Consider the following 12,548-nt stretch of genomic DNA (forward strand, 5'->3'; position numbering starts at 1 on the left):
CAGGCTTCCCGACGTACCCCCCAAGGCGGACGGGACAGCAAGGGCGGAGTGAAACGGGCCTTCGGGTCCGTTTCACGCACCTGCCCGGTCGGCGCGTACGGGCCTCTTGCGTTGTCGAGGTCCATGCACGCCGGCCGGGGCTTTCCTTTCCCGGCCACGCCCTTACACTCCGCCCCAAAATCATAGGGGGGATTCATGACATTCGCGTCACGGGACTGGGACCGCATCGGAAATGGCGGGGTGAAGCTGACGGAACTTGGGTTCGGGACTGCGCCCTTGGGCAATCTCTACAAGGCTATCAGCGACACCGAGTCGGATGCCATCCTTGAGGCCGCCTGGAACGGCGGTGTGCGGTATTACGACACCGCGCCGCTCTACGGTTTCGGTCTGGCCGAAACGCGGCTCAACCGGTTCCTGCGGGACAAGCCGCGGGATGAATATGTTCTGTCGACCAAGGTCGGGCGTTTGCTGCGGGCCTGCCCACCGGACCAGCGCGACGGGAACGGCAAGTTCTTTGACGTGCCCTCCCGCCAGGAGATCTACGACTTCACCTATGACGGGGTGATGCGCTCGTTCGAACTGAGCCTGGAGCGGCTGGGCGTGGAGCGGATCGACATCCTCTATGTCCACGATCTTGATGTGCGAAACCAAGGCTCGCAGGCCGAGGTGAACGCCAAGATCGACCAGCTGATGGCGGGCGGCTACCACGCTTTGCGCACGTTGCGCGACGAGGGGGTGATCAAGGCCTTCGGTGCTGGCGTCAACGAATGGCCGGTCTGCCAGCAGATGGCCGAGCGCGGCGATTTCGACTTGTTCCTGCTGGCCGGCCGCTACACGCTGCTGGAGCAGGAGGCGCTCGAGAGCTTCCTGCCGCTCTGCGATGCACGCGGCATCGGCATCGTGATCGGCGGCCCCTACAATTCCGGCATCCTGGCGACCGGTCCGGTCGAGGGGGCGTACTACGACTACACCGCCGCGCCGCCCGAAATCCTAGACCGCGTCGCCCGCATCCAGAAAGTCTGCGAGGCGCACGATACGCCGCTTATCCGTGCCGCCTATCATTTCCCGCTGAGCCATCCGTGCGTGCTGTCGGTGATCCCCGGCGGGCAGAGCGTCGCGCAGATGCAGCAGAACCTCGAGATCGCCGGTGCTTCCGTGCCCCGCGAACTCTGGTCAGCGCTCAAGGCCGAGGGCTTGATGCGCGATGACGCCCCGACGGAGTAATCCTCATGCAGATCGACGCCCACCAGCACTTCTGGCACCCCGCCCGCGGCGATCACGACTGGATGCCCAAAGGCCATCCGATCCTCGACCGACCCTATGGGCCCGCCGACCTCGCGCCGCTGCTTGCAAGGCACGGGATCGACCGCAGCGTGATCGTGCAGGCCGCCGCCACGGTCGAAGAGACCAATTACATGCTAGGGCTGGCCGACGCGACGCCGTCGGTCGCCGGGGTGGTCGGCTGGATCGATTTCGAGGATCCCTCGCACCGGGTTTACCTGGAGCGGCTAGCCTCGCATCCGAAGTTCCTTGGCGTGCGTCCGATGATCCAGGACATCCCCGATACCGACTGGATGCTGCGCGACGATATCGCCTGGGCCTATGACGCGCTCGCCGACCTGGGCCTGACCTTCGATGCACTGGGCTTCCCGCGTCATCTGGCCAATTTCGCGACGATCATGGCGCGGCATCCGAAGCTGAAGGTGGTGGTCGACCACTGCATGAAGCCGCAGATCCGTGATCACTCCGAGGCCAACCTCTCCACGTGGTCCGAGGGCATGGCCCGGTTGGCGCATGCCGGGGCCTACGTGAAGCTCTCCGGCATCGTGACCGAAGCGAACGAGGCCTGGACTGTCGAAGACCTGCGTCCCTACGTCGCCGAAGTGCTTAGGCTCTTCGGTCCCGAGCGGGTGATGTGGGGCAGCGATTGGCCGGTGTGCCTGAACGCGGGCAGCTACTCGGACTGGCGCGAGGCGGCAGAGACGCTGACAGCCGATCTGGACGCGGAGGCGCGGGCCGCCGTTTTCGGCGGCACCGCGGCCCGGTTCTACGGTATCTAGTCGTCGAACCGGCTGACCGGCGCGCCCGCCACAGGAGAGGGCATGGCGAAGACACCGCCCGAGTCCGGCGCGGCGGCCAGGACCTCGTCGCTGAGGTTCACCCGGATCGAGGTGAAGTAGATCGTCTTCAGATCCTCGCCGCCGAAACAGACCATGGTCGGGCGGGGCACCGGGACAGGCAGTTGCTCCAGCAACTCGCCCTGCGGCGACCAGCGGTTCAGGACGCCCGCCGAGACGCCCGCCGACCAGTAGTTGCCGTCGATATCGCAGGCCCCGCCGTCCGGGCGGCCCTGCTGTTCGGTCGGCTCGGCGATGCGGGTGCGGTTCTTCATGCTGCCCGAGGCAGGATCGAAGTCCCAGCGCTCGATCCACTGGCTCTTGCTGTCGGCGTGGTACATGGTCATGCCGTCCGCTGACCAGGCGAGGCCGTTGGTGGTTCGCAGACCCTCGATCCGTTTCTCGACACTGCCGTCCGCGCCGACGCGGAACAGCGCGCCCATCGGACGGTCGAAGTCGGCATTCTCCTGCATGGTTCCGACCCAGAACGCGCCGTCGGGACCGACCTTGCCGTCATTCGCGCGGCTGCCGGGGGCCGCATCCAGCGTGGCGATCACTGTGCGCGCGCCAGTGGCGCGGTCGAAGATCATCACCTCCAGCCCGGCGGCGACGATCAGCTTGCCGCTGCGCGTCAGCCCCATGCTGCCGGTAGGGCCGTCGAAGGTCCACTCGTGCAGTGCGCCGGTCACGGTCTCGAGCGCGTGGACCTTGTTTGCCGGAATATCGCACCAGTAGAGGGTGCCTGTGTCCCCGTCCCACACGGGGCTTTCGGACAGGGCGAAGGGGCCTTTGGCCACGCAGTCGATCGTCATCGTTCGGTTCCTGGAAAGTCTGAAGGAGGGGAAAAAGGCTGGTTGTTCGATCTTGGAAGTGGCGGGCGCGGTTCACACCCCGATATCGGGGCCATCGCAGGCCAACGGGGCAGGGGTCTTGCTGGCAAGCCGCAGCTCCGAGGGATCGCCCGCCGAGGCTCCGGCCACACGTGCGAAGAAATTGTTGCCCCGCCGGCTGAACAGCCAGCATTGCGGCCCGGGGGCGTCGTCATAGACGAAGCACAGCGTGTCGCCCTGCGGATACCAGAAGCCGTTCACGCAGCTGCCGTCCGAATATTGCCAGATGACCTGCCGGTCCTCGAGATACTGCTCGGCGCCGTAGACCGCGCCGCCCTGGCTGAAGCGCAGGGTCAGGCCCTCGCTCATGTCCTCGAAACTCTCGGCGCTCAGCAGGTCCTCGGCCAACACAGGCGAGGCGATGGCCAGAACCAGCGCTGTCAGGACCGCGCGCATCAGCTGGTCAGTTCCGGCCCGCAGGAGGCCGGGACGTCCGAGATCTGCGTCACCGTCTGGATCGTGCCGAGCCCGGTGCCGTCCTCGAGCACCGGGATCACCAGGATCGAGCCTTGCGAGCGGACGTGGCGGAAGCAGCTGAACTCGCCGCTCGACCAGGCGTAGCAGTAGACGCCGTCGTTCCAGGTCCAGACGCCGTCCATACAGGTGCCGTCAGCCAGCCGGATCCAGACCGTGTCGCTGCCGGTGTCATAGGTCTCGCGCGCCCAGACATCGCCGCCGATGCTGTATGTCACGGTGCGCCCGCGCACCATCTCGCGCCAGTCCTCGAAGGGAATGTCCTGCATGCCGATGGCATCGTCGCCGGGCACCTCGTCCAGAAGACCGCCGTCGCCGATGTCGGCATCGGGCGTGGTCTCGGCCGGCAGGATCTGCGCCAAGGGCTTGGCGGGCGCGAGGCCCGGCAGGGCCAGCAGCAGGATGAATGGCAGGATGAAGCGCATCGGTCCCCCTTCGATGTCGTTCATATGTCCGCTCTTGTGCGCCGCAGGTCAAGCCACGTGGCGGTTTCCGATCGTGACAGGCGGGCGCGGATCGGGGCGGGCGGTTCACGGCGCAGGTCCGAAGCGGGCAATGGGGCGTCGCTTTGGGGCTAGGAACCCGGGCGCCGCGCGGCCTAGTGTGCCCCAGACAAAAGCGGAAAGACGGCGACGATGGCACCACTCGACGAAAAGCAGGGCGTCTGGAAACAGGGGCGTGGCAAGGGCCGCCCCACGCCGAAGGGCCGTCAGCTGCAGGACGAGGCGCTGGCCGAGGTCCGCCGCCTGCTGGGCGATCGTCCGCGCCGGCGCGACCTGCTGATCGAGCATCTGCACCTGATCCAGGACGCGCACGGCCACCTGTCGGCGACGCACCTCGCCGCGCTGGCCGACGAGATGCGCCTCGCGCAGGCCGAGGTCTACGAGGTCGCGACGTTCTACGCCCATTTCGACGTGGTGAAGGAAGGCGAGACCCCGCCGCCCGCGCTGACAATCCGGGTTTGCGATTCGCTATCTTGTGAACTCGCCGGGGCGCAGGCGCTGAAGTCGGCGCTGGAGACGGGCGTGGATCCGGCGCAGGTGCGCGTGGTCCGCGCGCCCTGCATGGGCCATTGCGACACCGCCCCAGTGGCCGAGGTCGGGCATCACTTCGTTGACCACGCGACCCCCGAGTCGGTGTTGGAGGCGGTGGCCGAGGGGCGCACGCACGCGCAGGTGCCCGAGTACGAGCGGCTCGACGCCTATCGTGCCGGCGGTGGCTACGACGTGCTGATCGAGTTGCGCGGCGGCGGCGATCCAGAGGCGGTGCAGGACAAGGTTCTCGCCTCGGGCCTGCGCGGGCTTGGCGGTGCAGGGTTCCCATCGGGAAAGAAGTGGAGCTTCGTGCGCGCCGCCGAGGGGCCGCGGTACCTCGCCGTGAACGGCGACGAAGGCGAACCGGGCACGTTCAAGGATCGGTACAACCTGGAGCGACAGCCGCATCTGATGCTGGAAGGCATGCTCGTCGCCGCCTGGGCCGTCGCTGCAGAGCGTTGCTACATCTACATGCGCGACGAATATCCCGGCGTAATGGAAATCCTGCGCCGCGAGATTGCCGCGCTTGAGGCTGCGGGCCTCGCCCAGCCCGGCTACATTGACCTGCGCCGCGGCGCGGGCGCCTATATCTGCGGCGAGGAAAGCGCGATGATCGAGTCGATCGAGGGCAAGCGCGGCCTGCCGCGCCATCGACCGCCCTACGTCGCGCAGGTCGGGCTCTTCGACCGACCGACGCTTGTCCACAATGTCGAGACGCTCCACTGGGTCACGCGCGTTCTGAGGGAAGGGCCCGGGGTGCTGTCCTCGGTCGAGAAGAACGGTCGGAAGGGGCTGCGCAGTTTCTCGGTCTCGGGGCGGGTGGCGAAGCCGGGTGTCTACACGCTGCCGGCGGGGTCGACGATCACGGATGTCATCGAAGCGGCGGGCGGCATGGCCGAGGGCCATGTCTTCAAGGCGTTTCAGCCGGGCGGCCCGTCCTCGGGTCTCCTGCCGGCGAGCTTCGACGACGTGCCGTTGGATTTCGACATGCTGCAGCCGCATGGGACGTTCATCGGCTCGGCCGCCGTCGTGGTGCTGTCGGACCAGGACAGCGCCAAGGCAGCGGCCCTGAACATGCTGCGCTTCTTCGAGGACGAAAGCTGCGGCCAGTGCACACCGTGCCGGGTCGGCTGCGAGAAGGCGGTGAAGCTGATGCAGGCGGACGTGTGGGATAGCGAATTGCTGGAAGACCTGTGCCATGCGATGGCCGACGCCTCGATCTGCGGCTTGGGGCAGGCGGCGCCGAACCCGATCCGGCTGGTGCTCGCGCATTTCCCGGACGAAGTCTGAGGGATCCGGCGGAGCGCCGCTGCGCGGCGCAAGTCTTTTGCTGGAGCGGCTGCGGCCTGACACGCGAATGGTCGGAGGTCTCGGGGCCTCCGGGCTTCCATCTTGCACGCCGGCGTATTAGGTGGTTCGGGATTGGATAAGGGGCGCGTGCGATGGCGTTTTTCAGCAAGCTCAAGGACCGGCTGTTCAAATCCTCGACGAAGCTCGAGGAGGGTATCGATGCGCTGGTCGAGGAGGCACTGGCCGCGCCTGAGACGGAGCCCGAAGCGCCTGCCGTCGATGTGCCTGCGCCTGCCGGTCCGGCTGCCGCGCCGCGTTCGGGGTTGCTGGGGCGGCTGACCGGGCGCGCGCCTGCCGAGCCGCAACGGGTGCTGGACGACGCCATGCTCGAAAGCCTCGAGGAGCTGCTGATCAGCGCAGACATGGGGGTCGAAACCGCGCTGAAGGTCTCGTCGAACATGGCCGAAGGGCGGTTCGGGCGGAAGCTGGGCGCGTCCGAGATCAAGCGGCTGCTGGGCGACGAGATCGCCGCGATCCTCGAACCGGTCGCCCGGCCCATGCCGCTGTTCCCGAAGAAGCCGCAGGTCGTGCTGGTCGTGGGCGTGAACGGCTCGGGCAAGACGACGACCATCGGCAAGCTGGCGAGCCAGTTTCGCGACGCGGGCAAGAAGGTGGTGATCGCCGCGGGTGACACGTTTCGCGCCGCCGCCGTCGAGCAGCTTCAGGTCTGGGGCGAGCGCGCGGGGGTGCCGGTGATGACCGCGCCCGAGGGATCGGACCCGGCAAGCCTCGCGTTCGACGCGCTGGCCCGAGCCGAGGCCGAGGGCGCGGACCTGCTGATGATCGACACCGCCGGGCGCCTGCAGAACCGCAAGGACCTGATGGAGGAACTGGCCAAGATCGTCCGGGTTCTGCGCAAGCGCGACCCGGAGGCGCCGCACAACACGCTGCTGGTGCTGGACGCGACCACCGGGCAGAACGCGCTGGAGCAGGTGCGGATCTTCCGTGAGGTGGCCGATGTGACGGGGCTGGTGATGACCAAGCTCGACGGCACCGCCAAGGGCGGGGTTCTGGTGGCGCTCGCCGACCGGTTCCGGCTACCGATCCATGCCATCGGCGTGGGCGAGCAGATCGACGATCTGCAGCCCTTCGATCCGGCCGAATTTGCCGCCGCGCTGACCGGGCAGGATGCGCAGCCCGGGGCCGCCGGCTAATCCCAGCCGAACTGGTGTTTCATCCAGCGCAGCGCGGCCAGCACGATAAGCACCAGGACCGCGGCGATGGCGCCGAGGACGAGGTTGCCCGAGCCGCACGCCAGCCCGATCGCACCCGCGAGCCACATGCTGGCCCCTGTGGTCAGCCCCTTGACCTTTCCCCCAGACGTGATGATCGACCCCGCCGCAAGGAAGGCGACGCCCGAGGTCACGGCCTCGATCAGGCGCAGCGGGTCGATCCTCAGGCGGCCGTCGCCGTCGACTGGCTCGGGCATCGCAAGCATTTCGAAGGCGATCAGCGTGAACAGACAGGCCGCGAGGCTGATCGAGATATGTGTCCGAAGCCCGGCGGGACGGTCCCGGGCTTCGCGCTCGAATCCGATGACGCCGCCGAGAATCATCGCGGCGAACATGCGCAGCACCACCACCTCGAGGGGCAGGCCGCTGTAAGGCATGAAGAAATCCTGGCTCAACATGCCGGATCAGTATGGATCGGCGCGGGCGCGCTTCAAGGGAGCGGCGGACAATGGCCGAGCTGATCCAGGGTCTGGAGGGCACACCGGACGGCGCGACGCTGGCGATGGCCCTGGCGCTGCTGTCGGCGTTCTCGCACGCGATTTTCGGCGCGCTGCAGAAATGGCGCTTCGATCCCTGGGTCACGCGGGGCGCGATCGACGGGTTCTACGCGCTGGGCGCGCTGCCGGTGGCGCTGTTCGTGGTGCCGCGCCCGGAGCCGGCGGTCTGGGGCATCCTGGCCGGGGCTTTCGTGATCCACACCGCCTACAAATACGTGCTGGCGATGGCCTACGAGCGGGCGGCCTACACCGTGGTCTACCCGGTCGTGCGCGGCACCGGGCCGCTGATAACCGTGCTGGGCGCCTGGGTTGTCTTCGGCGAGGCGTTCACACTGACGCAATGGGGCGGGGTGCTGCTGCTTTCGGGCGGAATCTTCGGGCTGGCGGCCTGGAACCTTTCGCGGGCGCAGGTCGACCTGCCGGCCCTGCGGGCGGCGCTGGCGCTGGCGTTCGGGACCGGAATCATCGTCGCGGCCTACACGGTCTATGACGCCTGGGGGATACGCTCGACGGCGAATCCCTTCACCTTTCTGGCGTGGTTCTTCGTTGTGGACGGGCTGGCCTTCCCGTTCCTGGCGATGCGCCGCTGGCGGCGGATGGCCGACCGGCCCTCGCCGGGGCCGCTGCTGGCGCGGGGTTTTCTGGGCGCGCTGATCGCCTATGTCAGCTTCGGCTCGGTGATGCTGGCGACGCGTCTCGACAAGGTGGGCGAAGCCGCGGTACTGCGCGAGACCTCGGCGGTGTTCGCCGCGCTGATCGGCTGGCTGTTCCTGAAAGAGACGGTCGGCCCGGTGCGCGCGCTGCTGATGGCGCTGATCGCGCTGGGCGCAGTGGTGGTGGAATTCGGCGGAAGCTGAGAAGACGGAGGACGCATGGCGGTCAAGGAACTGAACCCGCTGATGAAGATGGCGCTCGAGCTGGGGCCGGTCGCGGTCTATTTCCTGGCCTACCAGTATTTCCAGGACCGCCCTGTGGAGTTCGGCGGGCAGACCTACGGCGCCGTCGTCGCTGCGACCGCGGTTTTCGTGCCGCTGATGCTGGCGAGCCTTGGGGTCAGCTGGGCGCTGACCCGGAGCCTGCCGCGGATGTCGGTCTTTACCGCGATCGTCGTGGTGCTGTTCGGGGGACTGACCGTCTGGCTGAACGACGACACGTTCACCAAGATGCGGCCGACGGTGGTCTATGGCCTGTTCGCGCTGATCCTCGGCGTTGGGCTGTGGGGGCAGGGACGGTCCTATCTGCAGTACCTGATGGGCCCGGTCATGCCGCTCAGCGACGAGGGCTGGATCGCCTTCACCCGCAACTGGGTGCTCTTCTTCGTGTTCATGTCGGTCTTCAACGAGTTCGTCTGGCGCGTGCTGGGCGAGGAGGCTTGGATCTGGCTCGACACCTTTGGGCAGTTCATCCTGACCGTGGGGTTCCTGGCGACGCAGTACCCGCTGCTGCGCCGGCATATGCCCGAGGAAGACTGAAGCGGGCGCGGCGCTGACGCGCCGCGTGCCTCCGGCGGGGATATTTGAGGAAAGTGGAAGGCGGGGCGTGCCGCCTTCGGGTCAGTCGAGCGCGACGTTCAGCAGCGGGGCGAAGCGCTTTTCGTAGATGTCGCGGGTGATCGGGCCGGGGTGGCGCAACAGCACCTTTCCTTCCGAGTCGATCACGAAGGTTTCGGGGACGCCGTAGAGGCCCCAGTCGATGCCGGTGCGGCCGGTATCGTCGACACCGACCGACGCGTAGGGGTTCCCGAGTTCCCGCAGGAAGCCGCGCGCGTCGCCGGGCTGATCCTTGTAGTTCACGCCGATGATCGGAACGCCCACGTCCGCCATCGCTTCGAGCGTGGGATGCTCGGCGCGGCAGGGACCGCACCAGCTGGCCCAGAAGTTCACCAGCTTGATGCCGTCGGCGGTCAGCGCCTCGGGCCCCGGTGCGGGGCTGTCGAGGCCTTCGAGCGGCGGCAGATCAAGCGCGGGCGCCTGCCGCCCGGCAAGCGCGGAGGGCAGCTCGTCCGGGGCTTCGCGTCCGAGGCCCAGCAGCAGCACGCCGGCGAAGGCCAGGAAGGCCAGGGGCGGGATCAGCAGCAGCCAGTTGAAGCCGCGGCGGGTCGGTTCGGTCTGCTGTTCAGACATGGGTTCGTCCTTCCTTCGCCTCGGCACGGCGCAGGGCGGCGCGGACCCGGCGTGCGCGCAGCACGCTCAGCACCACCAGCCCGCCGATCAGCACGCCCGAGGCGGCATAGGCGCCCAGAACGGCGCCGGCATAATCTCCGAGATCCGGCATCAGGCGGCTCCTTCCGCGACGCGGCCGGCGCGCAGCTCCAGCGCACGCAGGCGGCGCAAGCGGATCTCGGTCCTTGTACGCAGCAGCACCAGCGTCACGAACAAAAGAACGAAGCCCGCCATCGACACCAGAAGCGGCAGGTAGAACACGTCTGCGACGTTCTCTTCCTTGTCGAGCGACAGTGACGCGCCCTGGTGCAGGCCCTGGTTCCAGAACAGGACCGCGTAACGCGAGAGCAGCGCGAAGACCGATCCGACCATGGCCAGCGCGGCGGTCAGGTCAGCGGCCTTTTCCGGGTCCTCGACGGCCTCCCACAAGGCCATATAGCCGAGGTAGAAGACGAAGAGGATCAGGAAGCTGGTCAGCCGCGGGTCCCAGGCCCACCAGGTGCCCCACATCGGCTGGCCCCAAAGCGCGCCGGTCACCAGCGCGACGAGCGTGAACGTCGCACCGACCGGGGCCGCCGCCCGCGCCGCAAGCGCCGAAACGTGGTGCCGCCGGATCGCCCAGATCAGCGAGGCGACGAGCATCATGATCCAGGCGTTGATCGCCATCAGTGCCGCCGGAACATGCAGGTAGATGATCTTGACCGTGGAGCCCTGGCGGAAATCGTCGGGGGTGAAGAAGAAGCCCCAGACCAGCCCGATGCCCAGGCACGCCGCCGTCAGCGCCCAGAGCACGGGCATCGCCCGCCCGGACAGGCGCATGAACTCGACGGGATTGGCGTATCTCCACAACGACATGGCCAAGAGGTAGTCCGAGCGTTCGCCGCGCGCAATGCGGCATGGCTCACCTTGCGGCGATTTGCGCGCCCGGCCCGGAAGCCGGGCGCGCCCGGCTCATTCCTGAATGGACTCCAGGTAGTAGGCGAGCGACAGCACACGGCCGCGGATCGCGAGTTCGGCGCCATACGGGCCCGCACTCTCGCCGATCTCGACGGCATAGCGGTCGCCCCAGAGCGGCATCGGTCCGCCGTGACCGCGCACACCGGTGCGGCCATCGATGATCTGGATCACCTCGAGCATCGGAAACTCGCCGTCGTTGCGCGCGGCAATCGTGGTCAGGTCCGGGATGTCGACCGTAAGCAGTTCGGAGATCTCTCCACCGCCCTTGCCTCCGGCGCCGTGGCAGGCCACGCAGGAGTTCATGTACTCCCGCTCGCCCAGTTGCTCGGCCGAGGCGGCCCCGGCGATCGCCACCATGGCGATGCCCAGAAGTGCAGTTCTTTTCACGAGTAGTCCCTCCCACAACGGCGGCCCGTGCGGTGGACCGCAAGGAAAGTCTGGGCGCGACATGGCCTGCGCGCCTTGATCCCCGTCAAGGCAGGGTCAGCGGATCTGGATGCGCAGGATACGGGCGGTGGCGAAGGGAGCGAGGGCGAGAATGCCCAGGGTGAGCGCCGCTGTCAGCGCCAGCGCGGGGATCGGGTCCTGACCTTCGGCGGCTGCGACGACCGTGCGCGCGCCGAAGATCAGCGTCGGGATATAGAGCGGCAGCGTCAGCACGCCGGTCAGCAGCCCGCCGCGCCTCAGGCCCAGGGTTAGCGCCGCGCCGATCCCGCCGAGGAAGCTCAGCGCCGGGGTGCCCACGGCAAGTGCAGCGATAAGCCACGGATATGCGGGCCCCGGCAGTTGCAGGGTCAGCGCGAGCAGAGGTGCGATCACCGTCAGCGGGAGGCCGGTCGTCAGCCAGTGCGCTGCCGCCTTGACCCCGGCCACGGCTTCCAGCGGCAGCGGCGAGAGCGCCAGCGCATCCAGGCTGCCGTCCTCGAAATCGGTCTGGAACAGGCGATCCAGCGTCACCAGGCACGACAGCAGCGCCGCGATCCAGAGCGTGCCGGGGGCGACGGTGGACAGCGCGCCGGGCTCCGGCCCGACGCCGAACGGGACCAGCAGTATCACGATCAGGAAGAAGACCAGCCCCTGCGCCGCGCCGCCTCCGGCGCGCAGGGCAAGCACGAGTTCGCGGCTCAGCAGCGCGCTCATGTCTCAAGCTCCGCCAGAAAGGGGTCGGCCTCGTGGCCTGGCTCCATCATTGGGGCGAGCGGCTCCAGCCGAAGCGTCGCCGCTTCGACCGGGACCGGCAGGTGGGTCGCGATCAGCGCCATGCCGCCCCGCGCCTGATGATCGGAGATCACGCGCCCCAGCGCCTCGGTGTTCTCGGCATCCAGCGAGACCGTCGGCTCGTCCAGCAGCCACAGCCGCGCGCCGTCCACCGCAAGCCGCGCCAGACCCAGTCGCCGCTTCTGCCCGGCCGATAGCCGCCCCGCCAGCCGGTCGCGGAAACTGCCGAGCCCGAAGGTCTCCAGCGCAGCGCCGACCGCCTCGGGGCGGCCGTGTAGCGCAGCCCAGAAGCCAAGGTTCTCGGCAACGGTCAGGCCAGGTTTGATCGCGTCGAGATGGCCGGTGAGCGCGACGGCGCCGTCCTGTTCCCACGGCGCGGCGCCGTCGATCGCGATTCGCCCCTCGGGCCGCGCGCCCAATCCCGCGATGGCCCGCAGCAGCGTCGTCTTGCCCGCACCGTTTGGGCCCTGGAGCAGCAGCGCCCCGCCATCCTCGAGCACGAAAGAGACGGGCGCGAACAGGCGGTCCGCACCACGGCGGCAGGTCAGATCTTCGGCCGTCAGGGTCATTGCGCCAGCCATACCCGGAACGCGGCGCTTGGCAAGGGCTGGACGGCA

General features: G+C 68.2%; 16 protein-coding genes. 6 read left to right on the forward strand and 10 right to left on the reverse strand.

Annotation, left to right across the window (positions count from 1 at the left end; genetic code table 11):
- Positions 1-195: 195 nt before the first annotated feature.
- Both ACW9UR_RS21020 and ACW9UR_RS21025 read left to right on the forward strand, forming a co-directional pair.
- The gene (locus ACW9UR_RS21020) at positions 196-1,224 is read left to right on the forward strand and encodes an aldo/keto reductase (protein ID WP_458919029.1); all 1,029 of its coding nucleotides are present in this window, start codon (positions 196-198) and stop codon (positions 1,222-1,224) included.
- 5 nt (positions 1,225-1,229) lie between these two features.
- A complete protein-coding gene (locus tag ACW9UR_RS21025) occupies positions 1,230-2,060 on the forward strand; it encodes an amidohydrolase family protein (RefSeq protein ID WP_458919030.1) in 831 nt (276 codons plus the stop codon).
- On the opposite strand, the gene ACW9UR_RS21030 is transcribed toward ACW9UR_RS21025, so the two are convergent.
- The 3 genes from ACW9UR_RS21030 to ACW9UR_RS21040 form a co-directional block, all read right to left on the reverse strand.
- Entirely contained in the window at positions 2,057-2,929 is an 873-nt protein-coding gene (locus ACW9UR_RS21030) for an SMP-30/gluconolactonase/LRE family protein (protein WP_458919031.1), read from the reverse strand. The two genes, ACW9UR_RS21025 and ACW9UR_RS21030, sit on opposite strands and share 4 nt — an antisense overlap.
- A 72-nt stretch (positions 2,930-3,001) precedes the next feature.
- Entirely contained in the window at positions 3,002-3,403 is a 402-nt protein-coding gene (locus tag ACW9UR_RS21035) for a hypothetical protein (protein WP_458919032.1), read from the reverse strand.
- Complete coding sequence (locus ACW9UR_RS21040) at positions 3,403-3,930, reverse strand: hypothetical protein (protein ID WP_458919033.1); 528 nt, start codon at positions 3,928-3,930, stop codon at positions 3,403-3,405. Before ACW9UR_RS21040 ends, ACW9UR_RS21035 begins: the two co-directional genes overlap by 1 nt.
- Positions 3,931-4,116: 186 nt before the next feature.
- Between ACW9UR_RS21040 and ACW9UR_RS21045 the strand changes: the two genes are divergently transcribed.
- The gene (locus ACW9UR_RS21045) at positions 4,117-5,805 is read left to right on the forward strand and encodes an NAD(P)H-dependent oxidoreductase subunit E (protein ID WP_458919034.1); all 1,689 of its coding nucleotides are present in this window, start codon (positions 4,117-4,119) and stop codon (positions 5,803-5,805) included.
- Between the two features lie 152 nt (positions 5,806-5,957).
- A complete protein-coding gene (ftsY, locus tag ACW9UR_RS21050) occupies positions 5,958-7,019 on the forward strand; it encodes a signal recognition particle-docking protein FtsY (RefSeq protein WP_458919035.1) in 1,062 nt (353 codons plus the stop codon).
- Here ftsY and ACW9UR_RS21055 read toward each other — a convergent pair.
- Positions 7,016-7,474: an MgtC/SapB family protein gene (locus ACW9UR_RS21055; protein WP_458919036.1), complete on the reverse strand. Its 459-nt coding sequence runs from the start codon at positions 7,472-7,474 to the stop codon at positions 7,016-7,018. The genes ftsY and ACW9UR_RS21055 overlap by 4 nt on opposite strands.
- Positions 7,475-7,545: 71 nt before the next feature.
- On the opposite strand from ACW9UR_RS21055, the gene ACW9UR_RS21060 reads away from it, so the two are divergent.
- Both ACW9UR_RS21060 and ACW9UR_RS21065 read left to right on the forward strand, forming a co-directional pair.
- On the forward strand, positions 7,546-8,451 hold the full coding sequence (locus tag ACW9UR_RS21060; protein WP_458919037.1) for an EamA family transporter: 906 nt from the start codon (positions 7,546-7,548) through the stop codon (positions 8,449-8,451).
- Positions 8,452-8,466: 15 nt separating this feature from the next.
- On the forward strand, positions 8,467-9,066 hold the full coding sequence (locus ACW9UR_RS21065) for an inner membrane-spanning protein YciB (protein WP_458919038.1): 600 nt from the start codon (positions 8,467-8,469) through the stop codon (positions 9,064-9,066).
- Positions 9,067-9,147: 81 nt separating this feature from the next.
- Here ACW9UR_RS21065 and ACW9UR_RS21070 read toward each other — a convergent pair whose 3' ends face one another.
- From ACW9UR_RS21070 to ccmA, 6 genes are all read right to left on the reverse strand, one after another.
- Positions 9,148-9,717, reverse strand: a complete 570-nt coding sequence (locus ACW9UR_RS21070) for a DsbE family thiol:disulfide interchange protein (protein ID WP_458919039.1) — start codon at positions 9,715-9,717, stop codon at positions 9,148-9,150.
- Positions 9,710-9,868: a heme exporter protein CcmD gene (gene ccmD, locus ACW9UR_RS21075; RefSeq protein ID WP_458919040.1), complete on the reverse strand. Its 159-nt coding sequence runs from the start codon at positions 9,866-9,868 to the stop codon at positions 9,710-9,712. Before ccmD ends, ACW9UR_RS21070 begins: the two co-directional genes overlap by 8 nt.
- Positions 9,868-10,611, reverse strand: coding sequence for a heme ABC transporter permease (locus ACW9UR_RS21080; protein ID WP_458919041.1), 744 nt, complete (start codon positions 10,609-10,611; stop codon positions 9,868-9,870). The genes ccmD and ACW9UR_RS21080 overlap by 1 nt, the downstream gene beginning before the upstream one ends.
- Before the next feature lie 96 nt (positions 10,612-10,707).
- A complete protein-coding gene (locus tag ACW9UR_RS21085; protein WP_458919042.1) occupies positions 10,708-11,100 on the reverse strand; it encodes a c-type cytochrome in 393 nt (130 codons plus the stop codon).
- 96 nt (positions 11,101-11,196) lie between these two features.
- On the reverse strand, positions 11,197-11,853 hold the full coding sequence (ccmB, locus tag ACW9UR_RS21090; RefSeq protein ID WP_458919043.1) for a heme exporter protein CcmB: 657 nt from the start codon (positions 11,851-11,853) through the stop codon (positions 11,197-11,199).
- A complete protein-coding gene (gene ccmA / locus ACW9UR_RS21095; RefSeq protein WP_458919044.1) occupies positions 11,850-12,500 on the reverse strand; it encodes a heme ABC exporter ATP-binding protein CcmA in 651 nt (216 codons plus the stop codon). The genes ccmB and ccmA overlap by 4 nt, the downstream gene beginning before the upstream one ends.
- Positions 12,501-12,548 lie beyond the last annotated feature (48 nt).

This window comes from Halovulum sp. GXIMD14794, from assembly GCF_054457455.1.